The sequence below is a fragment of the Escherichia sp. MOD1-EC5189 genome (genome assembly GCF_002966045.1).
In the GTDB taxonomy this organism is placed as follows: domain Bacteria; phylum Pseudomonadota; class Gammaproteobacteria; order Enterobacterales; family Enterobacteriaceae; genus Escherichia; species Escherichia coli_F.
Genome location: NZ_PTRX01000036.1, coordinates 16,999 through 43,437, shown reverse-complemented (window position 1 = coordinate 43,437; position 26,439 = coordinate 16,999). Strand labels below are relative to the sequence as shown.

Below are 26,439 nucleotides of genomic sequence, written 5' to 3'. Positions count from 1 at the left end.
GAAACGCCGTAGCGCCGATGGTAGTGTGGGGTCTCCCCATGCGAGAGTAGGGAACTGCCAGGCATCAAATTAAGCAGAAGGCCATCCGTCAGGATGGCCTTTTTGCGCTGGTGCAGAAAAAGGTCGGATGCGACGCTGGCGCGTCTGATCCAGACTACTCTTGCTTATCCGTCCTGATTTTGCATCCACTCCACCACAAAATCAGCCAGCCCCTCAACATCATTAATATCCAGTAACGCGACATCAAGATTAAGCGGCACATCACTGGCTACAGCAATAACATGTCTGTCTATCACTAATTCTTCCGGTCGATGTCCGGCTCCATCGCGAAACAGCACAATCTTTGCGATCTCTTCATGCTTAAACCCTTCGACCAGAATCAAATCCAGCTTTGAGGTATCCATTCGACTTGCGAGAAAATGTAGATCCAGCTCTTCTTCGTCTGGTGTTTCCGTCATCAAGGCCCATCGCTGCTGGCTGGCAACGATGGTTTGTGCCGCGCCAGCCTTGCGCAGTTCATAGCTATCTTTGCCCGGTTTATCAACATCCATATCATGGTGCGTATGCTTAATCAGCCCTGGACGAATCCCTCTGGCGCATAATGCCGGGATCAGTTTTTTCAGCAGCGTAGTTTTTCCAGTGCCGCTCCACGCGGCAAAGGCGAGTAACGGTATCATCGTTTTTCCTGCCATCGGGCAAGCTCCTCTGGCGTATTCACGTTTACAAATGCCTTTTTATGATCGCTGAAATCGACCGCGTGACCGCCAGCCAGACGCATAAATGCCATTACCCGGCGTTCTCCTGCTTGCAGATATTCCAGTAATAAAGGCTCAATTGCGCGGTTTACCAGAGCAATAGTCGGGTGATCGCGTTCACCGTCGTGGACCCACACGACAGGCGCATCTTTGCGCTGATGATTAAGCCGGGCAGCTAAATCAGGGGGAATGTAAGGCGTATCGCATGGGCAAAACAAAAACCACTCCCCCGCTTCCTGCTGCATTACTGAAAGCATTCCTGCCAGAGGGCCTGGGTAATCCGCCAGTGTATCTTCAATCACTTTCAGACCGCTTGCCTGATAGATTTCCTGATGACGATTAGCATTAACCACGACGTGAGAGAGTTGCGTCATAAGCGCGTCAGCGACATGTTGCCATAATGGTTTGCCGTTTAATTCAAGCAATCCTTTATCTACGCCGCCCATTCGTCTGGCTTTACCGCCCGCCAGCACAACGCCTGTTATCGTCGTCATCAGATTCACCGATATCGCCTCTTTTATTGTGGGATTGACCCTGCTAACGTGTCTGTCTCAAGAGTAAGGAGCATTACTATGAAATGTAAACGTCTGAATGAAGTTATTGAACTCCTCCAGCCAGCCTGGCAAAAAGAGCCAGACCTTAACCTGCTGCAATTTTTGCAGAAACTGGCGAAAGAGTCAGGTTTTGACGGCGAACTGGCGGATTTGACGGATGACATTCTGATCTATCACCTGAAAATGCGTGATTCCGCGAAAGATGCGGTGATCCCGGGTTTGCAGAAAGATTATGAAGAAGATTTCAAAACGGCGCTGTTACGCGCTCGCGGCGTAATTAAAGAGTAAAAGCTTGTAAGCGGTGCCACCAAAATCATCGTGAAATGATATCCTTCATCATTCGTAATGTTTTCCGGATGATGGGATGAACAACAGCGCTTTTACTTTCCAGACACTACACCCGGATACCATCATGGACGCTCTGTTTGAGCATGGGATCCGGGTGGATTCCGGTCTTACCCCGCTTAACAGCTATGAAAACCGTGTCTATCAATTTCAGGACGAAGATCGTCGACGTTTTGTCGTCAAATTTTATCGCCCTGAACGTTGGACAGCCGATCAAATCCTCGAAGAACATCAATTTGCGTTGCAGCTGGTTAACGATGAAGTTCCGGTCGCAGCGCCTGTGGCCTTTAACGGTCAGACTTTATTGAATCATCAGGGATTTTATTTCGCTGTTTTTCCAAGCGTCGGTGGTCGCCAGTTCGAAGCTGATAATATCGATCAGATGGAAGCTGTTGGGCGTTATTTAGGGCGTATGCACCAGACGGGGCGCAAACAGCTTTTTATCCATCGCCCGACCATCGGTCTGAATGAATATCTCATTGAGCCACGCAAGCTGTTTGAGGACGCTACACTGATACCTTCCGGGTTGAAAGCGGCATTCCTGAAAGCGACAGATGAGCTGATCGCCGCCGTTACAGCACATTGGCGGGAAGATTTCACCGTTCTGCGGCTACATGGAGACTGCCACGCCGGGAATATTCTCTGGCGTGATGGTCCAATGTTCGTTGATCTGGATGATGCACGTAATGGTCCAGCCGTTCAGGATTTGTGGATGTTGCTCAATGGCGATAAAGCCGAGCAGCGGATGCAACTGGAAACTATTATTGAAGCTTATGAAGAATTTAGCGAGTTCGACACCGCTGAAATCGGACTGATTGAACCTTTACGCGCCATGCGTTTGGTTTATTATCTTGCCTGGCTAATGCGGCGTTGGGCTGATCCCGCGTTCCCGAAAAATTTCCCGTGGTTAACCGGGGAAGATTACTGGCTGCGACAGACGGCGACTTTTATAGAACAGGCAAAAGTTCTACAAGAACCCCCTTTGCAATTAACACCTATGTATTAATCGGAGAGAGTAGATCATGAAAAAGATTTGGCTGGCGCTGGCTGGTTTAGTTTTAGCGTTTAGCGCATCGGCGGCGCAGTATGAAGATGGTAAACAGTACACTACCCTGGAAAAACCGGTAGCTGGCGCGCCGCAAGTGCTGGAGTTTTTCTCTTTCTTCTGCCCGCACTGCTATCAGTTTGAAGAAGTTCTGCATATTTCTGATAACGTGAAGAAAAAACTGCCGGAAGGCGTGAAGATGACTAAATACCACGTCAACTTCATGGGGGGTGACCTGGGCAAAGATCTGACTCAGGCATGGGCAGTGGCGATGGCACTGGGCGTGGAAGACAAAGTCACTGTTCCGCTGTTTGAAGGCGTACAGAAAACCCAGACCATTCGTTCAGCATCTGATATCCGCGATGTATTTATCAACGCAGGTATTAAAGGTGAAGAGTACGACGCGGCGTGGAACAGCTTCGTGGTGAAATCCCTGGTCGCTCAGCAGGAAAAAGCTGCAGCTGACGTGCAATTGCGTGGCGTTCCGGCGATGTTTGTTAACGGTAAATATCAGCTGAATCCGCAGGGTATGGATACCAGCAATATGGATGTTTTTGTTCAGCAGTATGCTGATACTGTGAAATATCTGTCCGAGAAAAAATAATTCAATGTAAATTACATAAAGCCCGTGAATATTCACGGGCTTTTTTTATTATTTAATAAATATAAATACATTCTGATAATGCGTCCTGCCGCTGGACATTATTTCAGCATAAGTGGATATTCAAAGTTTTGCTGTTTTATCAGGGAATATTTATATGATACGTAAGTCAGCTACAGGTGTTATTGTTGCGTTAGCCGTAATCTGGGGTGGTGGCACATGGTACACAGGTACGCAAATTCAGCCTGGTGTCGAAAAGTTCATTAAAGATTTTAACGATGCTAAAAAGAAAGGTGAACATGCCTACGATATGACGTTAAGTTATAAAAACTTTGACAAAGGCTTTTTTAATTCTCATTTTCAAATGCAAATGACATTTGATAACGGTGCACCCGATCTCAATATCAAGCCAGGCCAGAAAGTTGCATTTGATGTGGATGTTGAGCACGGTCCGTTGCCCATCACAATGTTAATGCGTGGTAATGTCATCCCCGCACTGGCAGCGGCAAAAGTGAACTTAGTGAATAATGAACTGACACAACCGCTATTTATCGCCGCAAAAAATAAATCGCCCGTGGAAGCGACATTGCGATTCGCGTTTGGTGGCTCATTCTCCACGACATTAGATGTTGCCCCTGCAAAATATGGAAAGTTTTCTTTTGGTGAAGGCCAGTTTACTTTTAATGGTGATGGTAGCTCATTGTCTAACCTGGATATTGAAGGCAAAGTCGAAGATATTGTTCTGGAATTATCGCCATTGAACAAAGTAACGGCGAAAAGTTTTACCATTGATTCTCTGACGCGATTAGAAGAAAAGAAATTTCCGGTTGGCGAAAGCGAGTCGAAATTCAATCAGATTAACATTATCAATCAGGGAGAAGACGTTGCCCAAATCGATGCTTTCGTTGCAAAAACCAGGCTGGATCGCGTTAAAGACAAAGATTATATCAATGTCAATCTGACCTACGAACTTGATAAGTTAACAAAAGGGAATCAGCAACTCGGTAGTGGTGAGTGGTCCTTGATTGCGGAATCTATTGATCCCTCAGCGGTGCGCCAATTTATCATTCAGTATAACATTGCGATGCAGAAGCAGCTTGCTGCACACCCTGAGTTAGCAAACGATGAAGTTGCTCTGCAAGAAGTGAATGCTGCATTGTTCAAAGAGTATTTACCGTTATTACAAAAAAGTGAGCCGACCATTAAACAACCGGTAAGATGGAAGAACGCACTCGGCGAACTAAATGCCAATCTGGATATCAGTATTGCCGACCCAGCCAAATCTTCATCATCCACAAACAAAGATATTAAATCGCTCAATTTTGACGTGAAGTTACCGCTTAATGTTGTCACAGAAACCGCAAAACAGCTTAATTTATCTGAAGGCATGGATGCGGAAAAAGCGCAAAAGCAGGCTGATAAACAAATCAGCGGGATGATGACATTAGGTCAAATGTTGCAGTTAATCAAGATTGACAACAATACCGCCTCGCTGCAACTGCGTTATACACCGGGTAAAGTTGTTTTTAACGGACAGGAGATGAGCGAAGAAGAATTTATGTCTCGTGCCGGACGTTTTGTTCATTAAAATACTCGCTCGCCTCTGCTCATTCAGAGGCGAGTAAAATCTACTTATTCTGACGCAGCGATGACATGAGAGACGTCAGAAGCCGGTCTTTTTCCTGCCACAGTGAGTTCAGCCATTGCTGAAAATGGCGCTTAAAGCTTTTGTCATTGATGTAGTCGCCATGTAAATCATCGGCAATAGGCTGCAAATCCACATGTACGACAATTCGCGTCAGTTTACCGCTTAACATATCGAAGAACGGCTGACGGTTATTGTCCGGATAACACAGCGTAACATTAAGCAGTTTATCGAATTGTTTACCCAGTACATTTAGCGCCATCGCAATGCCTGCCGCCTTTGGTGGCAACAAGTTTTGAAAAGTGGAGTGGGTTTGCTGATGTTTTTCTTGCGTGAAACGGGAGCCTTCAACGAAATTGACAATGGTGGTGGGGTGCAGGCGAAACTTTTCACAAGAACGCCGGGTGGTTTCAACATCTTTACCACGTCGTTCCGGATGACGTAATAAATAAGCGCGGGAATAACGCTTCATAAACGGCATATCCAGCGCCCAGCATGCCAGGCCAAGAAATGGCACCCAGGCAAGCTGCTGCTTGAGGAAATATTTATTCATCGGAATGTGCTTACGAAACAGCACGCACAGTACGACAATATCTGCCCAACTACGGTGGTTACAAATAAGCAGATACCAGTTCTTCGTACTTAACCCTTCCAGCCCGTGAACTTCCCATTGCAGGTGTGGGTTCAGATGCAGTAATACCGCCAGACTTTCACACCAGCAATACATCATAAAATCACAAAAACGCGAAACCTTTCGCCAAATGACTGGCACAGGTAGCAATAGTTTTACAATCCCGGCAATGATGATCGGGACGGAGCAAAAAATAGTGACCAAAATGGTCAATACGATACTCAGCAAAAGGGTTATCGCAGCGAGTATTCTCGTCATAATGAATTTATTCAAAAGGTTAGCCATAGACAGTGCGCTAAAGAAGCGCAAGGCGCCGATTTTAGCAGAAAACGCCCCAAATAACGGATGATCCTTAAGGAGAAAAATAATTCATATCTATCCACATTAGAAAAAATCCCATTATCACAATTATTAGGGATGGCTTTATATTTAAATGTATGAAAAGCAAAGACAAACATCATGCTGTAAAAAGCATGATAATAAATTAAAAGCGATGTAAATAATTTATGCACAAAGTTATCCACATGACGATTTGCGAGCGATCCAGAAGATCTACAAAAGATTTTCACGAAAAGCGGTGAAAAACTCATGTTTTCATCCTGTCTGTGGCATCCTTTACCCATAATCTGATAAACAGGCACGGACATTATGGTTCAGATCCCCCAAAATCCACTTATCCTTGTAGATGGTTCATCTTATCTTTATCGCGCATATCACGCGTTTCCCCCGCTGACTAACAGCGCAGGCGAGCCGACCGGTGCGATGTATGGTGTCCTCAACATGCTGCGCAGTCTGATCATGCAATATAAACCGACGCATGCAGCGGTGGTCTTTGACGCCAAGGGAAAAACCTTTCGTGATGAACTGTTTGAACATTACAAATCACATCGCCCGCCAATGCCGGACGATCTGCGTGCACAAATCGAACCCTTGCACGCGATGGTTAAAGCGATGGGACTGCCGCTGCTGGCGGTTTCTGGCGTAGAAGCGGACGACGTTATCGGTACTCTGGCGCGGGAAGCCGAAAAAGCCGGGCGTCCGGTGCTGATAAGCACAGGCGATAAAGATATGGCGCAGCTGGTGACGCCAAATATTACGCTTATCAATACCATGACGAATACCATCCTCGGCCCGGAAGAGGTGGTGAATAAGTACGGCGTGCCGCCAGAACTGATCATCGACTTCCTGGCGCTGATGGGTGACTCCTCTGATAACATCCCTGGCGTACCGGGCGTCGGTGAAAAAACCGCGCAAGCATTGCTGCAAGGTCTTGGCGGACTGGATACGCTGTATGCCGAGCCAGAAAAAATTGCTGGGTTAAGCTTCCGTGGCGCGAAAACAATGGCGGCGAAGCTCGAGCAAAACAAAGAAGTGGCTTATCTCTCTTACCAGCTGGCGACGATTAAAACCGACGTTGAACTAGAGCTGACCTGTGAACAACTGGAAGTGCAGCAACCGGCGGCAGAAGAGTTGTTAGGGCTGTTCAAAAAGTATGAGTTCAAACGCTGGACTGCTGATGTCGAAGCGGGCAAATGGCTACAGGCTAAAGGGGCGAAACCCGCAGCCAGGCCGCAGGAAACCAGTGTTGCAGACGAAGCGCCAGAAGTGACGGCAACGGTGATTTCGTATGACAACTACGTCACCATCCTTGATGAAGAAACACTGAAAGCGTGGATTGCGAAGCTGGAAAAAGCGCCGGTATTTGCCTTTGATACAGAAACCGACAGCCTCGATAACATCTCTGCTAACCTGGTCGGGCTTTCTTTTGCTATCGAGCCAGGCGTAGCGGCATATATTCCGGTTGCTCATGATTATCTTGATGCGCCCGATCAAATCTCTCGCGAGCGTGCACTCGAGTTGCTAAAACCGCTGCTGGAAGATGAAAAGGCGCTGAAGGTTGGGCAAAACCTGAAATACGATCGCGGTATTCTGGCGAATTACGGCATTGAGCTGCGTGGGATTGCGTTTGATACCATGCTTGAATCCTACATTCTCAATAGCGTTGCCGGGCGTCACGATATGGACAGCCTCGCGGAACGTTGGTTGAAGCACAAAACCATCACTTTTGAAGAGATTGCGGGTAAAGGCAAAAATCAACTGACCTTTAACCAGATTGCCCTCGAAGAGGCCGGACGTTACGCAGCCGAAGATGCCGATGTCACCTTGCAGCTGCATCTGAAAATGTGGCCGGATCTGCAAAAACACAAAGGGCCGTTGAACGTCTTCGAGAACATCGAAATGCCGCTGGTGCCGGTGCTTTCACGCATTGAACGTAACGGTGTGAAGATCGATCCGAAAGTGCTTCATAATCATTCTGAAGAGCTCACTCTACGTCTGGCTGAGCTGGAAAAGAAAGCGCATGAAATTGCAGGTGAAGAATTTAACCTTTCTTCCACCAAGCAGTTGCAAACTATTCTGTTTGAAAAACAGGGTATTAAGCCGCTGAAGAAAACACCGGGTGGCGCGCCGTCAACGTCGGAAGAGGTACTGGAAGAACTGGCGCTGGACTATCCGTTGCCAAAAGTGATTCTGGAGTATCGTGGTCTGGCGAAGCTGAAATCGACCTACACCGACAAGCTGCCGCTGATGATCAATCCGAAAACCGGGCGTGTACATACCTCTTATCACCAGGCAGTAACCGCAACGGGACGTTTATCGTCAACCGATCCTAACCTGCAAAACATACCCGTGCGTAACGAAGAAGGTCGCCGTATCCGCCAGGCGTTTATTGCGCCAGAAGATTATGTGATTGTCTCGGCGGACTACTCGCAGATTGAACTGCGCATTATGGCGCATCTCTCGCGTGACAAAGGCTTGCTGACCGCATTCGCGGAAGGAAAAGATATCCACCGGGCTACGGCGGCAGAAGTGTTTGGTTTGCCACTGGAAACCGTCACCAGCGAGCAACGTCGTAGCGCGAAAGCGATCAACTTTGGTCTGATTTATGGCATGAGTGCTTTCGGTCTGGCGCGACAATTGAACATTCCACGTAAAGAAGCGCAGAAGTACATGGACCTTTACTTCGAACGCTACCCAGGCGTGCTGGAGTATATGGAGCGCACCCGTGCGCAGGCGAAAGAACAGGGCTACGTTGAAACGCTGGACGGACGCCGTCTGTATCTGCCGGATATCAAATCCAGCAATGGTGCTCGTCGTGCAGCGGCTGAACGTGCAGCCATTAACGCGCCAATGCAGGGAACCGCCGCCGACATTATCAAACGAGCGATGATTGCCGTTGATGCGTGGTTACAAGCTGAGCAACCGCGTGTGCGTATGATTATGCAGGTACACGATGAACTGGTATTTGAAGTTCATAAAGATGATGTCGATGCCGTCGCGAAACAGATTCATCAACTGATGGAAAACTGTACCCGTCTGGATGTGCCGTTGCTGGTGGAAGTGGGGAGTGGCGAAAACTGGGATCAGGCGCACTAAGATTCGCCTGAACATGCCCTTTTTTCGTAAGTAAGCAACATAAGCTGTCACGTTTTGTGATGGCTATTAGAAATTCCTATGCAACAACTGAAAAAAAATTACAAAAAATGCTTTCTGAACTGAACAAAAAAGAGTAAAGTTAGTCGCGTAGGGTACAGAGGTAAGATGTTCTATCTTTCAGACCTTTTACTTCACGTAATCGGATTTGGCTGAATATTTTAGCCGCCCCAGTCAGTAATGACTGGGGCGTTTTTTATTGGGCGAAAGAAAAGATCCGTAATGCCTGATGCGCCCTGATTATCAGGCCAACGGTAGAAGTGTAATCTATTGAATTTACGGGCCGGATACGCCACATCCGGCACAAGCATTAAGGCAAGAAAATTATTCGCCGTCCTGCGTTTCTTCTACAGGCTGCATCTCGCTAAACCAGGTATCCAGTTTCTGCCGCAGCTTGTCCACGCCTTGTTTCTTCAGTGAAGAGAACGTTTCAACCTGCACATCACCGTTAAACGCCAGCACCGCTTCACGCACCATATTCAATTGCGCTTTACGTGCGCCGCTTGCCAGTTTGTCCGCTTTAGTCAGCAGCACCAGTACGGCGATATTACTGTCTACCGCCCACTCAATCATCTGCTGATCGAGGTCTTTCAACGGATGGCGAATATCCATGAGTACCACCAGGCCTTGCAGGCTCTGACGTTTTTCGAGGTACTCGCCGAGCGCGCGTTGCCATTTGCGCTTCATCTCTTCCGGGACTTCCGCGTAGCCATAGCCGGGCAGGTCAACCAGACGCTTGCCGTCAGCCACTTCAAACAGGTTGATAAGCTGGGTGCGCCCTGGGGTTTTTGAGGTCCGCGCCAGGCTTTTCTGGTTAGTCAGCGTGTTCAGCGCGCTGGATTTACCTGCGTTGGAACGGCCTGCAAAAGCCACTTCAATTCCGGTATCGGAAGGTAGGTGGCGAATATCAGGCGCACTCATCACAAAATGCGTCTGTTGATAATTCAAATTAGTCAAAGCGGTCGTCTCCGTCAGTCAAAGCTTTGCGGCGATTATACCTGAACCATAATAAAAGGCGGATTTTTCGGCGTGAGCGTTGTAAGTAAAAGCCATACGCTTTGTGAGACATTGCCGATAGTCTTTATGCGAAATAGCAGAGAAAATTCTGCGATGCATGTCAAATAAGTCATATAAATCAGTTAATTGCTTTTATATAAAACTCTGAAAATGTGCAAATACTGATGGCGGTTGATTGTTTGTTTAAAGCAAAGGCGTAAAGTAGCACCCATAGAGCGAGGACGCTAACAGGAACAATGACTCAGGATGAGGGTCAGGAGCGCCAGGAGGCGAAGACAGAGGATTGTCAGGAAGACAAACGTCCGGAGACGTAATTAAACGGAAATGGAATCAACACGGATTGTTCCGGCTAATGGAAAAACAGGGTGTGTTGGCGGCCTGCAAGGATTGTAAGACCCGTTAAGGGTTATGAGTCAGGAAAAAAGGCGACAGAGTAATCTGTCGCCTTTTTTCTTTGCTTGCTTTCTGTTAGATTCCGCCGCAAATCTATACTGAATAAAACGGCTAAAAGACGAACCATTATGAAACCATCATCTTCAAACTCACGCAGCAAAGGTCATGCAAAAGCGCGTCGAAAAACACGCGAGGAGCTGGATCAGGAAGCTCGTGACCGCAAGCGTCAGAAAAAACGTCGTGGTCATGCGCCGGGCAGCCGCGCAACGGGCGGTAACACCACGTCAGGCAGCAAAGGCCAGAACGCACCGAAAGATCCACGTATTGGCAGTAAAACCCCTATTCCATTGGGCGTGACTGAAAAAGTCACCAAACAGCACAAACCGAAGAGTGAGAAACCTATGCTTTCACCGCAGGCGGAGTTGGAGTTACTGGAAACGGATGAGCGTCTGGATGCGCTGCTGGAACGTCTGGAGGCAGGCGAAACCCTGAGCGCCGAAGAGCAATCCTGGGTTGATGCTAAACTGGATCGTATTGATGAGTTGATGCAGAAACTCGGCCTCTCTTATGACGATGACGAAGAAGAGGAAGAAGACGAGAAGCAAGAAGACATGATGCGTCTGCTGCGGGGCAACTAACGGATTGCCGCCGTGGGCCTTCCCGTTCTGCTGATAACCCTTCTGGTTATATGTTATCTGGTGTGGTTATTCGTTAAACTACAGCGGTTGTCGCGGCGACAAAAGTGGCTGCGCAACCGGCTGATGACTCGAAACGGGCATCCGCCGGTACGCCGTAGCCGCCAGAGACGCCATCGGAAGGAGTGAGCATGTCTGTACAGCAAATCGACTGGGATCTGGCCCTGATCCAGAAATATAACTATTCCGGGCCACGATACACCTCGTACCCGACCGCGCTGGAGTTTTCAGAAGACTTCGGCGAACAGGCGTTTTTACAAGCCGTGGCGCGCTATCCTGAGCGTCCATTATCTCTCTACGTACATATCCCGTTCTGCCATAAGCTTTGTTACTTCTGCGGTTGCAATAAGATTGTTACTCGCCAGCAGCACAAGGCCGATCAGTATCTGGACGCACTGGAGCAAGAAATCGTCCATCGTGCACCGCTTTTTGCCGGGCGCAAGGTGAGCCAGCTGCACTGGGGCGGTGGAACGCCGACATATCTGAACAAAGCGCAAATCAGCCGCCTGATGAAGCTGCTGCGCGAAAACTTCCAGTTCAATGCCGATGCGGAGATTTCGATCGAAGTCGATCCGCGCGAAATAGAACTGGATGTACTCGATCATTTACGCGCTGAAGGCTTTAATCGCCTGAGCATGGGCGTGCAGGACTTCAACAAAGAAGTGCAACGTCTGGTTAACCGCGAGCAGGATGAAGAGTTCATCTTTGCACTGCTTAACCATGCGCGTGAGATTGGCTTTACTTCCACCAACATTGACCTGATTTACGGCCTGCCGAAACAAACGCCGGAGAGTTTCGCCTTTACCCTGAAACGCGTGGCGGAACTTAACCCCGATCGCCTGAGTGTCTTTAACTACGCGCATTTGCCGACCATTTTTGCTGCTCAGCGTAAAATCAAAGATGCTGACCTGCCGAGTCCGCAGCAAAAACTCGATATCCTGCAGGAAACCATCGCCTTCCTGACGCAATCGGGCTATCAGTTTATCGGGATGGATCACTTTGCTCGCCCGGATGACGAGCTGGCGGTGGCCCAGCGTGAAGGCGTGCTGCATCGTAACTTCCAGGGCTACACCACTCAGGGCGATACCGATCTGCTGGGGATGGGCGTTTCAGCCATCAGCATGATTGGCGACTGCTACGCGCAGAATCAGAAAGAGTTGAAGCAGTACTATCAGCAAGTGGATGAACAAGGCAATGCGCTGTGGCGTGGTATTGCGCTAACGCGTGATGACTGTATTCGTCGCGATGTGATTAAGTCGCTCATCTGCAACTTCCGTCTGGATTACGCCCCTATTGAGCAACAGTGGGATTTGCTCTTCGCTGACTACTTTGCAGAAGATCTCAAGCTGCTTGCCCCGTTAGCAAAAGATGGGCTGGTGGATGTGGATGAGAAGGGGATTCAGGTAACGGCGAAAGGTCGCCTGCTGATCCGCAATATTTGCATGTGCTTTGATACCTATCTGCGCCAGAAAGCGCGGATGCAGCAGTTCTCACGGGTGATTTAAATGGTGAATGGCGCTTCGTTTACAAAGTAGAAAACGAAAGCGCCATCAATGTGCTGAGAACAAGATTGCTTGATGCGCTGGTTAAGAAAACCTGTTGAAATTATTGCTTTTGTAGGCCGGATAAGGCGTTTACGCTGCATCCGGCATCCGGCATCCGGCATCCGGCATCCGGCATCCGGCATCCGGCATCCGGCATCCGGCATCCGGCATCTGAGCATGATGCCTGATGCGACGCTGGTCGCGTCTTATCAGGCCTACGACTTTCTCCGCATCCGGCATAAACAACGAGCTTCAGCTAAACAGCCCAATCATCGCGGCACACAGCACGGCAGCAACAGCAGTTTGTGGTGTGTGGCTGTCAACTGCGCCACTCGATACCAGATTAATTATTGATTCCAGCATAATGACTCTCCCCGTTTTCCGGGCAAGATCATACTGAACTTATCGGAACAGTAAAGCGCAAAATACAAGCAATTTGCGCTCAATAATCAATCTTTACACACAAGCTGTGAATCACTCCATCCCCAGCTCTTTTAACTTCCGCGTCAGGGTGTTACGCCCCCAGCCAAGTAGCCGCGCAGCTTCCTGTTTATGCCCCTGCGTATGTCGCAACGCGGTCGTCAGTAACGTCCGTTCAAGCTCAGGCTGCGCTTCGGAAAGCAAATTTTGATGACCGGAACGCAGCGCTCTGTCTGCCCACTGCGCTAACAGCGTTGCCCAACTGTCCGGTTGCATTTGCGAAGTACTCTCCGCAACCGTTGATTCAAACAGTTCGCCAGGCAAATCCTGAATCAACACTTCCTGCCCGGCGGCCATCACCGTTAACCAACGGCAGGTGTTTTCCAGCTGGCGCACGTTACCCGGCCATGCCAGACGCGTCAAAGCGGCTTCGGTTTCCGGGTGCAGCAACTTCGCTTCTACGCCCAGTTCGCGCGCGGCAACCTGTAAAAAATGGCGCGCCAGACGGGGAATATCTTCCCGACGCTCGCGCAGCGGCGGCAGATGAACGCGGATAACGTTCAGGCGGTGGAACAAATCCTCACGGAACTTGCCTTCCTGTACCCGCTGTTCGAGATTCTGATGGGTCGCAGCGATAATCCGCACATCCACTTTCACCGGCGCATAGCCGCCAACGCGATAAAACTGACCGTCTGCCAGCACGCGCAGCAAACGCGTCTGTACATCGAGCGGCATATCGCCAATTTCATCGAGGAATAACGTGCCGCCATCGGCCTGTTCAAAACGCCCCTGACGAATAGTATTCGCGCCGGTAAACGCGCCTTTCTCGTGACCGAACAGTTCTGATTCGATCAAATCCTTCGGGATAGCCGCCATATTCAGCGCGATAAACGGCGCTTTGGCTCGAGGACTGTGGCGATGCAGGGCATGAGCGACCAGTTCTTTACCGGTGCCGGATTCGCCGTTAATCAGCACGCTAATAGAAGAACGTGAAAGCCGACCGATAATCCGGAACACGTCCTGCATGGCTGGCGCTTCGCCGATGATATCGGTCGTCGGGCCGTTAAGCTGAACATTACGCGGTTGCTGCTGTTCCTGATAATGGCTGATGGCGCGCTCAACCAGCGCCACGGCTTCGTCGATATCAAACGGTTTGGGCAGATAATCAAACGCCCCTTGTTGATAGGCGCTGACGGCAGCATCCAGATCGGAATGTGCGGTCATAATGATGACCGGAAGCATCGGATGGCGCTGTTTAATCTGCTTGAGCAGCGCAAGCCCGTCCATTCCCGGCATACGGATATCTGAAAGCAGCACATCCGGCGTTTTGCTCGCCAGCGCCTCCAGTACTTCCGCGCCGTTCTCAAATGTCGTACAGGTTAAACCCGCTCCAGCGAGCGCACGTTCAAGCACCCAACGGATGGAACTATCGTCATCGACTACCCAGACTATCCCTCGTTGCATAAACGTCACCTTTATTTCCTGATAGGCAGGTAAACCGAGAACTCGGTATGACCTGGCCAACTGGTAAATTCAATTTTGCCTGAATGCTGATCAATCAAATTACGGGCGATGGATAAGCCAAGCCCGGTGCCACCTTCGCGGCCGCTGACCATCGGGTAAAACAGCGTATCCTGCAAATGAGGCGGAATGCCTGGCCCGTTATCTTCCACATCAATCCGCGCTGCCAGCCGATAGCGCTCGCCGTGTAAGGTCAGTTGAAACGCGGTGCGGGTACGCAGAATGATTTCACCACCTTCCGGCCCCAGCGCCTGTAGTGCATTGCGCACAATATTCAGCAATACCTGTTCAATTTGATCCGGGTCGTGCGCCAGTTCCGGCAGGCTGGGGTCGTAATCACGAATCAACCGCACGTTGTCCGGCAGTTCCATCGACACCAACGTCACCACGCGTTCAGCCACTTTGTGAATACTTTCGGTAACGCGCGTACCAGGCAGCTGCGGCCCCAACAGACGGTCGACCAGATTTCGCAGCCGGTCCGCCTGTTCGATAATCACTTTGGTATATTCCAGCAGTGACGGGTCAGGTAATGCTTTGCTGAGCAACTGCGCTGCACCACGTAAACCGCCAAGCGGATTTTTAATCTCATGCGCCAGGCCGCGCACTAAATCACGGGCAGCAACCTGCTGGGCGTGCTGTAGCTGTTCCTGACTTAAGCGGCGCTGGTTATCCATCGGTGCCATCTCCAGCAGGATCATGCCGTCCGGCATACGCTGGGCCGTCACAGAAAGGATATGCGAGCGCCCGTCGATGACCAGCGTCACTTCGTTATCGGTAAAACCTTGCCCCGCCTCCAGACTTTCTTGCATCAGCTCGATATTTAATGAGAAGTAGCTCAACAGTTCCGGTAACGGCGTACCAAACAATTTGCGGGAGCTTTGGGCGAGCAGTTGTTGCGCGGCGGGGTTGGCGTAATGGATTGCCAGGTTGTCATCAATTAACAAAATACTGTTAATCAGCGAGTTGAGGATCTGCCCAGCATCGGGCTGCGTGCCTGTTGCCATAAAGCAGTCTCCTGAACAGGTTGCACCATTTTAGTGCATTATAGCTTTTTACGGATAAAAAGCGCGAAGCATCAAAGAAGTTACGGAGAAAAAAGCCCATGCAGAGATGGGCTGAAAGTTTCCACGGCAACTAAATCCCGGCCTTCTTTGCACCGGGTAGTACAACTTCAACTATTAGACGCTGTAGTACAGCTCAAACTCTACCGGATGCGGAGTCATACGCACGCGGTCATTTTCTTCGCGACGCAGAGCGATGTACGCATCAATGGCTTCGTCAGTGAACACGCCACCGGCTTTCAGGAACTCGCGGTCCAGATCCAGTTCGTTCAGTGCTTCTTCCAGAGAGCCTGCAACCTGTGGGATCTCTTTCGCTTCTTCTGGCGGCAGGTCATACAGGTTTTTGTCCATGGCTTCGCCTGGGTGGATCTTGTTCTTGATACCATCAAGACCGGCCATCAGCAGGGCAGCAAAGCACAGGTACGGGTTAGCCGCCGGATCCGGGAAACGTACTTCGATACGACGTGCTTTCGGAGAAGAAACCACTGGAATACGGATAGACGCAGAACGGTTACGCGCAGAGTAAGCCAGCATTACTGGTGCTTCGTAGCCCGGGACCAGACGCTTGTAAGAGTTGGTGGTCGGGTTTGCCAGGGCGTTAATTGCTTTAGCGTGTTTGATTACGCCGCCAATGTAGTACAACGCCTGCTCAGACAGACCTGCATATTTGTCGCCCGCGAACAGGTTGACGCCGTTTTTAGACAGTGACATGTGGCAGTGCATACCGGAGCCGTTATCACCGAACATCGGTTTTGGCATAAAGGTCGCGGTTTTACCGAAGCGGTGCGCCACGTTGTGCACAACATATTTGTAGATCTGAATTTCGTCAGCTTTTTTGGTCATGGTATTGAAGCGGGTTGCCACTTCGTTCTGACCAGCAGTCGCTACTTCGTGGTGATGGGCTTCAACTACCAGGCCCATCTGTTCCATCACCAGACACATTTCAGAACGGATATCCTGAGCAGAGTCTACCGGCGGAACCGGGAAGTAACCGCCTTTCACTGCCGGACGGTGACCTTTGTTACCACCTTCATATTTGGTGGAGGAGTTCCATGCACCTTCGATATCGTCGATGGCAACATGAGAACCGGAGATAGACGCGCCGAAACGGATGTCATCGAACAGGAAGAATTCAGGTTCTGGCCCGAACAGTACGGTGTCGGCAATGCCAGTAGAACGCAGGTAATCTTCAGCGCGCTTCGCGATGGAACGCGGGTCACGGTCATAGCCTTGCAGGGTGCCTGGTTCAAGGATATCGCAACGGATAATCAGGGTAGAGTCCGCGAAGAACGGGTCAATCACTGCGGTGGATGCGTCTGGCATCAGCACCATGTCGGATTCGTTAATGCCTTTCCAGCCGCCAATCGAGGAGCCGTCAAACATTTTGCCTTCTTCGAAGAATTCAGCATTCACCTGATGAGCAGGGATAGTGACGTGCTGTTCTTTACCTTTGGTATCGGTGAAGCGCAAATCAACAAACTTCACTTCGTGCTCGTTCAGCATCGTCAGTACGTGTTCAGCGGACATACTTTAACTCTCCTGGATTGGTCATGGTCGTCGTGGTAACGAAATCTGCAATTATTTTGGCCGTGTCGCCGTAAAAAAGATAAAGCGAAAACTGTGCCAACTTTTAAATTGCCCCTAAAAGGCGTTATCATGCTTAACATCGTGCAAAAGGGCTGCACCATGATGTGAATGTTGCACCAATATAGTGCTTCAATGGAAACATTAAGCACCATATTGGTGCAATGACCTTTGGATAACCCTTTTTATGCTCCGTGAAAGCGATCACAAAGGGACTCTGCAATACTTGTTTGCGGAGGATGTTTGTGATCCTGTTTTGTAGTGCGATTAATCCGTGTACAATAACGCGCTATTTCTAATGCCTGAGGCAAAGTTGTGATCGAAAAATTGCGTAATATCGCCATCATCGCGCACGTAGACCATGGTAAAACCACCCTGGTAGACAAGCTGCTCCAACAATCCGGTACGTTCGACTCTCGTGCCGAAACCCAAGAGCGCGTGATGGACTCCAACGATTTGGAGAAAGAGCGTGGGATTACCATCCTCGCGAAAAACACCGCTATCAAATGGAATGATTACCGTATCAACATCGTTGATACCCCGGGGCACGCCGACTTCGGTGGTGAAGTTGAACGTGTAATGTCCATGGTAGACTCAGTGCTGCTGGTGGTTGACGCATTTGACGGCCCGATGCCGCAAACGCGCTTCGTAACCAAAAAAGCGTTTGCTTATGGCCTGAAGCCGATTGTTGTTATCAACAAAGTTGACCGCCCTGGCGCGCGTCCTGACTGGGTTGTGGATCAGGTATTCGACCTGTTCGTTAACCTCGACGCGACCGACGAGCAGCTGGACTTCCCGATCGTTTACGCTTCTGCGCTGAACGGTATCGCCGGTCTGGACCACGAAGATATGGCGGAAGACATGACCCCGCTGTATCAGGCAATTGTTGACCACGTTCCTGCGCCGGACGTTGACCTTGACGGTCCGTTCCAGATGCAGATTTCTCAGCTCGATTACAACAGCTATGTTGGCGTTATCGGCATTGGCCGCATCAAGCGCGGTAAAGTGAAGCCGAACCAGCAGGTCACTATCATCGATAGCGAAGGCAAAACCCGCAACGCGAAAGTCGGTAAAGTGCTGGGCCACCTCGGTCTGGAACGTATCGAAACCGATCTGGCGGAAGCTGGCGATATCGTGGCGATCACGGGCCTGGGCGAACTGAACATTTCTGACACCGTTTGCGACACGCAAAACGTTGAAGCGCTGCCGGCACTCTCCGTTGATGAGCCGACCGTTTCTATGTTCTTCTGCGTTAACACCTCGCCGTTCTGCGGTAAAGAAGGTAAGTTCGTAACGTCTCGTCAGATCCTGGATCGTCTGAACAAAGAACTGGTACACAACGTTGCGCTGCGCGTAGAAGAAACTGAAGACGCCGATGCGTTCCGCGTTTCTGGTCGTGGCGAACTGCACTTGTCTGTTCTTATCGAAAACATGCGTCGTGAAGGTTTCGAACTGGCGGTATCCCGTCCGAAAGTTATCTTCCGTGAAATCGACGGTCGTAAACAAGAGCCGTATGAAAACGTGACTCTGGACGTTGAAGAACAGCATCAGGGTTCTGTGATGCAGGCGCTGGGCGAACGTAAAGGCGACCTGAAAAACATGAATCCAGACGGTAAAGGCCGCGTACGTCTCGACTACGTGATCCCAAGCCGTGGTCTGATTGGCTTCCGTTCTGAGTTCATGACCATGACCTCTGGTACGGGTCTGTTGTACTCCACCTTCAGCCACTATGACGACGTACGTCCGGGTGAAGTGGGTCAGCGTCAGAACGGTGTACTGATCTCTAACGGTCAGGGTAAAGCGGTAGCGTTCGCGTTGTTCGGTCTGCAGGATCGCGGTAAGCTGTTCCTCGGTCACGGTGCAGAAGTTTACGAAGGTCAGATTATCGGTATTCACAGCCGCTCTAACGACCTGACTGTAAACTGCCTGACCGGTAAGAAACTGACCAACATGCGTGCTTCCGGTACTGACGAAGCCGTTGTTCTGGTTCCGCCTATCCGCATGACGCTGGAACAAGCGCTGGAGTTCATCGATGATGACGAACTGGTAGAAGTGACTCCGACCTCTATCCGTATTCGTAAACGTCACCTGACGGAAAACGATCGTCGTCGTGCCAACCGCGCACCGAAAGACGATTAATTTCGTTTTTTAGTCATAAAAACCTGCCAGCGATGGCAGGTTTTTTTTTGCCTGTCGTAAGTTCTCACCAGTGCGAGTATCTCCCTTATAAGTTTGTGGTTACGTCAATAGAGAGCTTTGTCACAATTATCTGCAAAGTCATACGCTGTTAATTGCTTTCTTTTTTGGCGTAAGCGTAAGATGCCTCATCTGGTTTAAACCAAAAGGATTAAACAATGGCGGAGAATCAATCCACCGTAGAAAATGCAAAAGAGAAACTGGATCGGTGGTTGAAAGATGGCATCACCACGCCGGGTGGAAAACTCCCTTCAGAAAGAGAGCTGGGAGAGTTGCTGGGCATTAAACGTATGACGTTACGCCAGGCGTTGCTGAACCTTGAGGCAGAATCCAAAATTTTCCGTAAGGATCGTAAAGGGTGGTTCGTGACTCAGCCGCGATTTAATTACAGTCCGGAGCTGTCGGCGAGCTTTCAGCGGGCCGCAATTGAGCAAGGGCGGGAACCTTCCTGGGGCTTTACTGAGAAAAGCCGTACCAGCGACATTCCCGAGACGCTCGCGCCACTGGTTGCAGTGACGCCATCAACTGAACTCTATCGCATTACCGGCTGGGGGGCGCTGGAAGGACATAAAGTTTTCTATCACGAAACATATATTAATCCTGAAGTTGCCCCAGGTTTTATAGAGCAACTTGAAAACCACTCATTTTCTTCAGTCTGGGAAAAATGCTACCAAAAAGAGACGGTAGTAAAAAAATTGCTTTTCAAACCCGTCAGAATGCCGGGTGATATCAGTAAGTTTCTTGGCGGTTCAGCGGGCATGCCTGCGATCTTAATTGAAAAACATCGCGCCGACCAGCAAGGCAATATTGTCCAGATAGATATTGAATATTGGCGATTTGAGGCCGTGGATCTCATCATTAATCTGTAGGTGTTTTATGGTGACAATAAATAACGCAAGAAAGATTCTACAACGTGTCGATACTCTTCCTCTTTATTTGCATGCCTACGCTTTTCATTTAAATATGCGGCTGGAAAGAGTATTGCCAGCTGATTTACTTGATATTGCGAGTGAAAATAATCTGCGAGGCGTAAAAATTCATGTTCTGGATGGCGAACGTTTTTCTTTGGGCAATATGGCAGATAAAGAACTCTCTGCCTTTGGCGATAAAGCCCGCCATCTGAACCTTGATATTCATATTGAAACCAGCGCTTCAGATAAGGCATCTATTGACGAAGCCGTCGCCATTGCGTTGAAAACCGGGGCATCGTCCGTGCGTTTTTATCCGCGTTATGAAGGTAATTTACGCGACGTATTATCGATCATTGCTAACGATATTGCCTATGTTCGGGAAACATATAGGGACAGCGGCCTGACCTTTACGATCGAACAGCATGAAGATTTAAAAAGCCATGAACTGGTGTCGCTGGTCAAAGACAGTGAGATGAAATCACTTTCCTTACTGTTTGATTTTGCGAATATGATCAATGCGAATGAGCATCCCATAGACGCTTTAAAAACGATGGCACCACATATTACTCAGGTGCATATCAAAGATGCCTTGATTGTTAAAGAACAAGGTGGTCTGGGACATAAAGCCTGTATTTCAGGTCAGGGAGATATGCCATTTAAAGAATTATTAACGCACCTTATCTGCTTGGGTGATGATGAGCCACAGGTGACGGCATATGGCTTGGAAGAAGAGGTTGATTATTATGCTCCGGCGTTCCGCTTTGAAGACGAAGATGATAATCCGTGGATCCCTTATCGCCAGATGAGTGAAACACCACTACCACAAAATCATTTACTGGATGCGCGGTTACGTAAAGAAAAAGAAGATGCAATTAATCAGATAAATCATGTGCGTAACGTACTACAACAAATCAAACAAGAGGCAAGCCATCTTCTGAACCACTAATAAGCTTTAACTCATCCGCTGTTAATAAAAACCATTCCATAAGAATGGCCGGTATCTTATTGCCTTTAGAACAGTGATTTTCAAAATCGCTTAGGGGATGTTATGCTCACGAAAAAGAAATGGGCGTTATTTAGTCTATTAACACTGTGTGGCGGTACAATTTATAAATTACCGTCGTTGAAAGATGCGTTTTATATCCCGATGCAGGAATATTTCCATTTGACCAATGGTCAAATTGGTAATGCTATGTCGGTAAACTCATTTGTCACCACAGTGGGCTTTTTTCTGTCTATTTATTTTGCCGATAAACTACCGCGCAGATACACCATGTCATTCTCCCTCATTGTGACGGGATTACTGGGTGTTTATTTGACGACAATGCCGGGGTATTGGGGCATCCTCTTTGTCTGGGCGCTATTTGGCGTTACCTGCGACATGATGAACTGGCCTGTCTTGCTCAAGTCGGTAAGTCGACTGGGCAATAGCGAACAACAAGGTCGTTTGTTTGGCTTCTTCGAAACAGGGCGTGGAATTGTCGATACTGTGGTGGCATTTTCTGCGTTGGCAGTATTTACCTGGTTTGGCAGTGGCTTGTTGGGCTTTAAAGCGGGTATCTGGTTCTATTCCCTTATTGTGATTGCCGTGGGCGTTATCATTTTCTTTGTACTCAATGACAAAGAAGAGGCACCGTCCGTGGAGGTGAAAAAAGAAGACGAAGCATCGCAAAACACCAGTATGACTTCGGTGCTGAGAGATAAAACCATCTGGCTTATCGCTTTCAACGTCTTCTTCGTTTACGCGGTTTACTGTGGCCTGACATTCTTCATTCCATTCCTGAAAAACATCTATCTGCTGCCCGTTGCGCTGGTGGGTGCTTACGGCATCATTAACCAATACTGTCTGAAAATGATCGGTGGACCGATTGGTGGCATGATTTCAGATAAGATCCTGAAATCGCCGAGTAAATATCTATGCTACACCTTTATCATCAGTACCGCTGCGCTCGTACTGTTGATTATGCTGCCGCACGAAAGTATGCCGGTCTATTTAGGGATGGCCTGTACATTAGGCTTTGGCGCGATAGTCTTTACACAGCGAGCCGTATTTTTTGCACCTATCGGCGAAGCAAAAATTGCTGAAAATAAAACAGGCGCGGCGATGGCGTTGGGTAGCTTTATCGGTTACGCCCCGGCGATGTTCTGCTTCAGTCTGTATGGTTACATTCTGGATTTAAATCCGGGGATTATTGGCTACAAAATCGTGTTTGGCATTATGGCCTGCTTCGCATTCTGTGGTGCGGTGGTTTCCGTAATGCTGGTTAAGCGTATTAGCCAACGTAAGAAAGAGATGCTGGCGGCTGAAGCTTGATTAATGGCCGGATGTGTTTAATCCGGCCAATGAAAACCGTATCAACCGTAGGCCGGATAAGGCGTTTACGCCGCATCCGGCAGTTTCACATCAGAAGAAATACTTCGTCCCGATACGAATCTGGTTTTGCTCGCGATGGTATGGTTCTATATTACGATCTAACCAGCGTAATTCGAAATAAGGCAGCCAGTGTTCATTAATACGGTAACGGAAGGTATTAGTGATTTCCCAATGATGATCTTTTCCATTGCTGCTATTGAAGTCATTTATGCGTATGAAATAATGTGGCTCAAATGTATAGGAGAATTTATCGGTGATTTTGAAATTCCAGTAGGTACCAATTTCATAGGTGTCATTATTATCCAGCTCCCCGTTCAAATCTGTTGAACTGTAGTTATTATGGTTATAGCGATTTCGCACTGTCAGATTAAACCATGGTACAAATTTATAGTTGACGTCCAGATATACTGCACCACCGGAACCGGTGCTTTTATCATTAATTAAGCCACCTGGCTGGATGGTTAATTTATCGGTTGGTTTAAATAACGGATACCAGCCTTCGATTTCGTTATATCCATGTTTAAGCTCATCTTCTCTCTGAAAATTATAGGTATTGGTTAACATGATACCCGCGCCCATATCGAAGTTATAACCTACACGTAGCATAATTTCTGCCTGATCGGAGGCGAGATTATATGCCTCCCTGTTTTCAACATATGCGCCAGCGAATACCGATGCAGAGGTCAGAGAAGATAATAAAATTATTGCATTAATCTTTTTCATAATAAGTCCATTTTTTTAACGTAGGGGGGCCGCCACCCATCAGGATGGAAATAGCGGCTATTGACATTTATAACGTTACGGAAGCAGTTTTTTCTTTTGTCTCAATCTCTTTATTTTTACGTTGGTTGATGTCCTCAATAATTAACGCAAAACGTTTCTCATTGAGCGTGTAAAAGAATCCCATCGTCAATGCAGCAATTATCGCCAGCGCACAAGGCCAAATAAAAATGAGCTGACGCAAACCCTGTAATGTTGCATCGCTTTGCGCGATGTTGGGAACATAACCGATTTGCGTCAGCATAATGCCTGGCAAGAAGCCAGCAAGTGCGGCTGAAATTTTACGAAAGAAGGTATAACCGGTATAAACAGAACCTTCGGCACGTATACCTGTTTTCCATTCACCATAATCTACGGTATCCGGTACCAGCGCCCAGTTCAGGCTGTTTACAAAGGCCGTACCAAAAAAAGCGACACAAGAGAACATGACGAAAGTGAAAAAGTTACCGCCCCAGAAATAATTCAGGATATCGCCCACCGCCCACAGCACCATGCCAGCCAAATAAACCTGTTTTTTACCAAAATATTTTACAGTTAGTGGCACCAGTAATACGCCGATGAGGATGCATCCCATACTGAAGAATCCCATCCACGACAATAAGTTAATATCATTCAGCACATACTGGGTGTAATAGACCTGAATCGCCAGTTTGATATTAAATGCCGCCAGGGTACACAGGTTAGCAATGCATAAAACCAGCAATGGCGGATTACGAAATATCGCGCAAAAAGATTTGAGAATACTGGCTTTATGTCCGGTTGGCGTCGTGTCCACATAATGCTCTTTGACGCCTCTGTAGCACAGCATCATAAAAATAAAGCCACCAATGGAGAACATCAGTGCCGCGCAGGCATAACCGACAGTGGAGTCAGAAAAAAGCGACTGCAATGGAATAAATGCTACGGTACAAATCAATAGCCCTATGGTTGCACCACCCTGGCGGTAAGCCGCAAGCTGCGCGCGCTCATTGGGGTTTTTGGTAATTGCTGGGATCATCGCGCCATACGAGCAGTTCATCAGACTGTATGAAAGTCCAAACATCATAAACAGCGCGGTGGCAATCGTCGTTTTAATCGGCAAACTAAAAGTGGTGGCGATAAACTGGAGCGTTGCAATTAACGCCGCCGGAACCGCTGCATATAAAATAAAGGGACGAAATTTGCCTTTAGGCCCAATATTTTTCCGCGAGTCGAGTAAAAATCCGGTGAGCATATCGGTAAACGCGGTAAAGAATTTTGCCACCAGAAAGATAATCCCGCCATAGTAAGCAGGCATCCCTAATTCATCGGTATAAAATTTGAGGAGATACAGAGTGCCGATGCTAAGCATTAAATTCGAACCGACGTCGCCCATACCATAAGCGATTTTTTCCCGCAGATTCAGTCTTAATGTCAGTGGATTATGGTCAGACATAATCACTCCTTATAACGCCCCGCAGGGCGTTGTTTATTATAATTACGCCGTGCGTTTACGGGCTTCTATCTCTTCAACAATGCGGACGTACATTTTCTCGTTCAGACTGTAGAAGCAACCCATCGCCACAATGGTGACTACCGCCAGTGCGCTTGGGTAGATGAAGATCAGCTGGCGTAAACCTTCGATGGTATGGTCAGCCTGCGCCACGTTTGGCACATAGCCGATTTGCGTCAGCATCCAGCCGGGGAAGAAACCAGCCAGCGCCTGAGACACTTTGCGAAAGAAGGTGAAGCCGGTGTAGACCGTTCCTTCCGAACGCACACCGGTGCGCCACTCGCCGTACTCGACGGTGTCAGAAACCAGCGCCCAGTTCAGGCTGTTAACAAACGCTGAGCCGAAGAACGCCAGGCAGGAGAACGCCACAAAGCTGACCGAGCCGCCGCCGAAGAAATAGTTGAGCAGATCGCCCAGCACCCAGATCAGCAGTCCGCCGATATAGACCTTCTTCTTACCAAAACGTCTGACTGCGCCAGGCATCAGGAACACGCCGATGAAAATACAGCCCATGCTGAAAAATCCCATATATGACAACAGGATGGGATCGTTAAGCACGTACTGGGTGTAATAGACCTGAATGGAGAGCTTGACGTTAAACGCCCCTAAGGTACAGAGGTTGGCAATGCACAAAATGAACAGTGGGCGGTTACCGGCAATCGCACGGAAAGATTGCAGCAGGCCTGGCTTTTGCGCCGGATTTGCAGGTTGTGTTTCGACATAACGCTCTTTCACGCCCGAATAGCAGATCCACATAAACAGCAGGCCGAACAGTGAAAACAGCGTGGCGGCGAAGATATAGCCAAGTTGCTGATTGCCTTCGATAAGATTCATAACCGGCACGAATCCCACCGTACACAGCAGCAGGCCCAATGTAGCGCCACCCTGACGCCATGCTGCCAGCGATGCGCGTTCGTTGGGGTTTTTGGTGATAGCGGGGACCATTGCGCCGTAGGAGCAGTTCATCATGCTGAAAAACAGTCCGTAAAGCATAAACAGAATAGTGGCCATCACCGTTTTACCGGTGACATCGAACGGCGTACCGATAAAGTTGGCGATCGCCAGTAAAGTGACTGGGAATGACGCATACAGAATAAAAGGACGGAACTTGCCTTTTGGGCCGATCTTGCGTCGGGAATCCAGCATGATGCCGGTACCCATGTCGGTAAAGGCGGTAAAGAATTTCGAGATCAAAAAGATAATGCCGCCATAGGTGCCGGGCAGCCCCAGAACGTCGGTATAAAACTTCAAAAGATAAAGCGTGCCGATATCCAGCAGGATGTTAGAGGCCAGATCGCCGATACCGTAAGAGAGTTTCTCTTTAAAGGGCAGACGTAAAGTAGCCGGATCTTCCGTTGTGATGTGACTCATCGTTGTTCTCCCTTTGCCCGTGAGTTTCCCCAC

24 protein-coding genes and 1 pseudogene are annotated in these 26,439 nt (G+C 48.8%); 13 read left to right on the top strand and 12 right to left on the bottom strand.

Going from position 1 to position 26,439, the window contains the following annotated elements:
- Positions 1-164 precede the first annotated feature (164 nt).
- Together mobB and mobA are read right to left on the bottom strand one after the other, a co-directional pair.
- Entirely contained in the window at positions 165-692 is a 528-nt protein-coding gene (gene mobB / locus ATB02_RS22405; protein ID WP_000907615.1) for a molybdopterin-guanine dinucleotide biosynthesis protein MobB, read from the bottom strand.
- Entirely contained in the window at positions 674-1,258 is a 585-nt protein-coding gene (gene mobA, locus ATB02_RS22400) for a molybdenum cofactor guanylyltransferase MobA (protein ID WP_105272263.1), read from the bottom strand. The genes mobB and mobA overlap by 19 nt, the downstream gene beginning before the upstream one ends.
- A gap of 69 nt (positions 1,259-1,327) precedes the next feature.
- On the opposite strand from mobA, the gene ATB02_RS22395 reads away from it, so the two are divergent.
- The 4 genes from ATB02_RS22395 to ATB02_RS22380 all read left to right on the top strand — a co-directional run bounded on the left by ATB02_RS22395 (position 1,328) and on the right by ATB02_RS22380 (position 4,888).
- Positions 1,328-1,597 carry a YihD family protein gene (locus tag ATB02_RS22395; protein ID WP_001295263.1) on the top strand — a complete coding sequence of 90 codons (270 nt, stop codon included), beginning with the start codon at positions 1,328-1,330 and terminating at the stop codon, positions 1,595-1,597.
- 76 nt (positions 1,598-1,673) lie between these two features.
- Positions 1,674-2,660, top strand: coding sequence for a stress response kinase SrkA (srkA, locus tag ATB02_RS22390; RefSeq protein ID WP_001065497.1), 987 nt, complete (start codon positions 1,674-1,676; stop codon positions 2,658-2,660).
- Positions 2,661-2,676: 16 nt separating this feature from the next.
- Positions 2,677-3,303 (top strand): thiol:disulfide interchange protein DsbA, encoded by a 627-nt coding sequence (gene dsbA / locus ATB02_RS22385; protein WP_000725337.1) that lies wholly within the window; start codon positions 2,677-2,679, stop codon positions 3,301-3,303.
- A gap of 154 nt (positions 3,304-3,457) precedes the next feature.
- Positions 3,458-4,888: a YdgA family protein gene (locus ATB02_RS22380; RefSeq protein WP_105272262.1), complete on the top strand. Its 1,431-nt coding sequence runs from the start codon at positions 3,458-3,460 to the stop codon at positions 4,886-4,888.
- Positions 4,889-4,928: 40 nt separating this feature from the next.
- On the opposite strand, the gene ATB02_RS22375 is transcribed toward ATB02_RS22380, so the two are convergent.
- Complete coding sequence (locus ATB02_RS22375; protein ID WP_105272261.1) at positions 4,929-5,861, bottom strand: acyltransferase; 933 nt, start codon at positions 5,859-5,861, stop codon at positions 4,929-4,931.
- Positions 5,862-6,224: 363 nt separating this feature from the next.
- Here ATB02_RS22375 and polA point away from each other — a divergent pair, with 363 nt between their 5' ends.
- Together polA and ATB02_RS27125 are read left to right on the top strand one after the other, a co-directional pair.
- Positions 6,225-9,011 (top strand): DNA polymerase I, encoded by a 2,787-nt coding sequence (polA, locus tag ATB02_RS22365; protein WP_000250021.1) that lies wholly within the window; start codon positions 6,225-6,227, stop codon positions 9,009-9,011.
- A gap of 165 nt (positions 9,012-9,176) precedes the next feature.
- Positions 9,177-9,224, top strand: coding sequence for a spot 42 RNA, inhibition of DNA synthesis (locus ATB02_RS27125; protein WP_071892919.1), 48 nt, complete (start codon positions 9,177-9,179; stop codon positions 9,222-9,224).
- 168 nt (positions 9,225-9,392) lie between these two features.
- Here ATB02_RS27125 and yihA read toward each other — a convergent pair whose 3' ends face one another.
- The gene (yihA, locus tag ATB02_RS22360) at positions 9,393-10,025 is read right to left on the bottom strand and encodes a ribosome biogenesis GTP-binding protein YihA/YsxC (RefSeq protein ID WP_000183349.1); all 633 of its coding nucleotides are present in this window, start codon (positions 10,023-10,025) and stop codon (positions 9,393-9,395) included.
- A 296-nt stretch (positions 10,026-10,321) separates the two neighbouring features.
- Here yihA and ATB02_RS26805 point away from each other — a divergent pair.
- The 3 genes and pseudogenes from ATB02_RS26805 to hemN all read left to right on the top strand — a co-directional run bounded on the left by ATB02_RS26805 (position 10,322) and on the right by hemN (position 12,678).
- A pseudogene (locus ATB02_RS26805) lies at positions 10,322-10,488 on the top strand (hypothetical protein).
- Between the two features lie 118 nt (positions 10,489-10,606).
- The gene (gene yihI, locus ATB02_RS22355) at positions 10,607-11,116 is read left to right on the top strand and encodes a Der GTPase-activating protein YihI (RefSeq protein ID WP_105272259.1); all 510 of its coding nucleotides are present in this window, start codon (positions 10,607-10,609) and stop codon (positions 11,114-11,116) included.
- A 188-nt stretch (positions 11,117-11,304) separates the two neighbouring features.
- Positions 11,305-12,678, top strand: coding sequence for an oxygen-independent coproporphyrinogen III oxidase (gene hemN, locus ATB02_RS22350; protein ID WP_000116110.1), 1,374 nt, complete (start codon positions 11,305-11,307; stop codon positions 12,676-12,678).
- A gap of 129 nt (positions 12,679-12,807) precedes the next feature.
- On the opposite strand, the gene ATB02_RS26370 is transcribed toward hemN, so the two are convergent.
- From ATB02_RS26370 to glnA, 5 genes are all read right to left on the bottom strand, one after another.
- Entirely contained in the window at positions 12,808-12,957 is a 150-nt protein-coding gene (locus ATB02_RS26370) for a hypothetical protein (RefSeq protein ID WP_157945216.1), read from the bottom strand.
- A 12-nt stretch (positions 12,958-12,969) separates the two neighbouring features.
- Entirely contained in the window at positions 12,970-13,080 is a 111-nt protein-coding gene (locus ATB02_RS22345) for a YshB family small membrane protein (RefSeq protein WP_000893994.1), read from the bottom strand.
- A 111-nt stretch (positions 13,081-13,191) separates the two neighbouring features.
- Entirely contained in the window at positions 13,192-14,601 is a 1,410-nt protein-coding gene (gene glnG, locus ATB02_RS22340; protein WP_001188777.1) for a nitrogen regulation protein NR(I), read from the bottom strand.
- Positions 14,602-14,612: 11 nt separating this feature from the next.
- Positions 14,613-15,662 (bottom strand): nitrogen regulation protein NR(II), encoded by a 1,050-nt coding sequence (glnL, locus tag ATB02_RS22335; protein WP_000190577.1) that lies wholly within the window; start codon positions 15,660-15,662, stop codon positions 14,613-14,615.
- 174 nt (positions 15,663-15,836) lie between these two features.
- The gene (gene glnA / locus ATB02_RS22330) at positions 15,837-17,246 is read right to left on the bottom strand and encodes a glutamate--ammonia ligase (protein WP_001271704.1); all 1,410 of its coding nucleotides are present in this window, start codon (positions 17,244-17,246) and stop codon (positions 15,837-15,839) included.
- A gap of 372 nt (positions 17,247-17,618) precedes the next feature.
- On the opposite strand from glnA, the gene typA reads away from it, so the two are divergent.
- From typA to ATB02_RS22305, 4 genes are all read left to right on the top strand, one after another.
- Positions 17,619-19,442 carry a ribosome-dependent GTPase TypA gene (gene typA / locus ATB02_RS22320; RefSeq protein ID WP_000570668.1) on the top strand — a complete coding sequence of 608 codons (1,824 nt, stop codon included), beginning with the start codon at positions 17,619-17,621 and terminating at the stop codon, positions 19,440-19,442.
- A 215-nt stretch (positions 19,443-19,657) separates the two neighbouring features.
- Entirely contained in the window at positions 19,658-20,368 is a 711-nt protein-coding gene (locus tag ATB02_RS22315) for a GntR family transcriptional regulator (RefSeq protein WP_105272258.1), read from the top strand.
- Positions 20,369-20,375: 7 nt separating this feature from the next.
- On the top strand, positions 20,376-21,356 hold the full coding sequence (locus ATB02_RS22310; protein ID WP_105272257.1) for a sugar phosphate isomerase/epimerase family protein: 981 nt from the start codon (positions 20,376-20,378) through the stop codon (positions 21,354-21,356).
- 102 nt (positions 21,357-21,458) lie between these two features.
- Positions 21,459-22,724, top strand: a complete 1,266-nt coding sequence (locus ATB02_RS22305) for an MFS transporter (protein ID WP_105272256.1) — start codon at positions 21,459-21,461, stop codon at positions 22,722-22,724.
- A 90-nt stretch (positions 22,725-22,814) separates the two neighbouring features.
- On the opposite strand, the gene ompL is transcribed toward ATB02_RS22305, so the two are convergent.
- The 3 genes from ompL to ATB02_RS22290 form a co-directional block, all read right to left on the bottom strand.
- The gene (gene ompL / locus ATB02_RS22300) at positions 22,815-23,507 is read right to left on the bottom strand and encodes a porin OmpL (RefSeq protein WP_105272255.1); all 693 of its coding nucleotides are present in this window, start codon (positions 23,505-23,507) and stop codon (positions 22,815-22,817) included.
- 67 nt (positions 23,508-23,574) lie between these two features.
- Positions 23,575-24,978: an MFS transporter gene (locus tag ATB02_RS22295; RefSeq protein ID WP_105272254.1), complete on the bottom strand. Its 1,404-nt coding sequence runs from the start codon at positions 24,976-24,978 to the stop codon at positions 23,575-23,577.
- Between the two features lie 42 nt (positions 24,979-25,020).
- Positions 25,021-26,406, bottom strand: coding sequence for an MFS transporter (locus ATB02_RS22290; protein ID WP_105272253.1), 1,386 nt, complete (start codon positions 26,404-26,406; stop codon positions 25,021-25,023).
- Positions 26,407-26,439: the final 33 nt, after the last annotated feature.

Coding starts and splice junctions, on each gene's coding strand:
- ATB02_RS22295 (WP_105272254.1), bottom strand. CDS start 24,978: ATGTCTGACCATAATCCACTGACATTAAGACTGAATCTGCGGGAAAAA.
- ATB02_RS26370 (WP_157945216.1), bottom strand. CDS start 12,957: ATGCCGGATGCGGAGAAAGTCGTAGGCCTGATAAGACGCGACCAGCGT.
- dsbA (WP_000725337.1), top strand. CDS start 2,677: ATGAAAAAGATTTGGCTGGCGCTGGCTGGTTTAGTTTTAGCGTTTAGC.
- glnG (WP_001188777.1), bottom strand. CDS start 14,601: ATGCAACGAGGGATAGTCTGGGTAGTCGATGACGATAGTTCCATCCGT.
- glnL (WP_000190577.1), bottom strand. CDS start 15,662: ATGGCAACAGGCACGCAGCCCGATGCTGGGCAGATCCTCAACTCGCTG.
- ATB02_RS22345 (WP_000893994.1), bottom strand. CDS start 13,080: ATGCTGGAATCAATAATTAATCTGGTATCGAGTGGCGCAGTTGACAGC.
- ATB02_RS22310 (WP_105272257.1), top strand. CDS start 20,376: ATGGTGACAATAAATAACGCAAGAAAGATTCTACAACGTGTCGATACT.
- ATB02_RS22290 (WP_105272253.1), bottom strand. CDS start 26,406: ATGAGTCACATCACAACGGAAGATCCGGCTACTTTACGTCTGCCCTTT.
- polA (WP_000250021.1), top strand. CDS start 6,225: ATGGTTCAGATCCCCCAAAATCCACTTATCCTTGTAGATGGTTCATCT.
- yihI (WP_105272259.1), top strand. CDS start 10,607: ATGAAACCATCATCTTCAAACTCACGCAGCAAAGGTCATGCAAAAGCG.
- mobB (WP_000907615.1), bottom strand. CDS start 692: ATGGCAGGAAAAACGATGATACCGTTACTCGCCTTTGCCGCGTGGAGC.
- glnA (WP_001271704.1), bottom strand. CDS start 17,246: ATGTCCGCTGAACACGTACTGACGATGCTGAACGAGCACGAAGTGAAG.
- hemN (WP_000116110.1), top strand. CDS start 11,305: ATGTCTGTACAGCAAATCGACTGGGATCTGGCCCTGATCCAGAAATAT.
- ATB02_RS22305 (WP_105272256.1), top strand. CDS start 21,459: ATGCTCACGAAAAAGAAATGGGCGTTATTTAGTCTATTAACACTGTGT.
- ATB02_RS22380 (WP_105272262.1), top strand. CDS start 3,458: ATGATACGTAAGTCAGCTACAGGTGTTATTGTTGCGTTAGCCGTAATC.
- srkA (WP_001065497.1), top strand. CDS start 1,674: ATGAACAACAGCGCTTTTACTTTCCAGACACTACACCCGGATACCATC.
- ATB02_RS22395 (WP_001295263.1), top strand. CDS start 1,328: ATGAAATGTAAACGTCTGAATGAAGTTATTGAACTCCTCCAGCCAGCC.
- ompL (WP_105272255.1), bottom strand. CDS start 23,507: ATGAAAAAGATTAATGCAATAATTTTATTATCTTCTCTGACCTCTGCA.
- ATB02_RS22375 (WP_105272261.1), bottom strand. CDS start 5,861: ATGGCTAACCTTTTGAATAAATTCATTATGACGAGAATACTCGCTGCG.
- ATB02_RS22315 (WP_105272258.1), top strand. CDS start 19,658: ATGGCGGAGAATCAATCCACCGTAGAAAATGCAAAAGAGAAACTGGAT.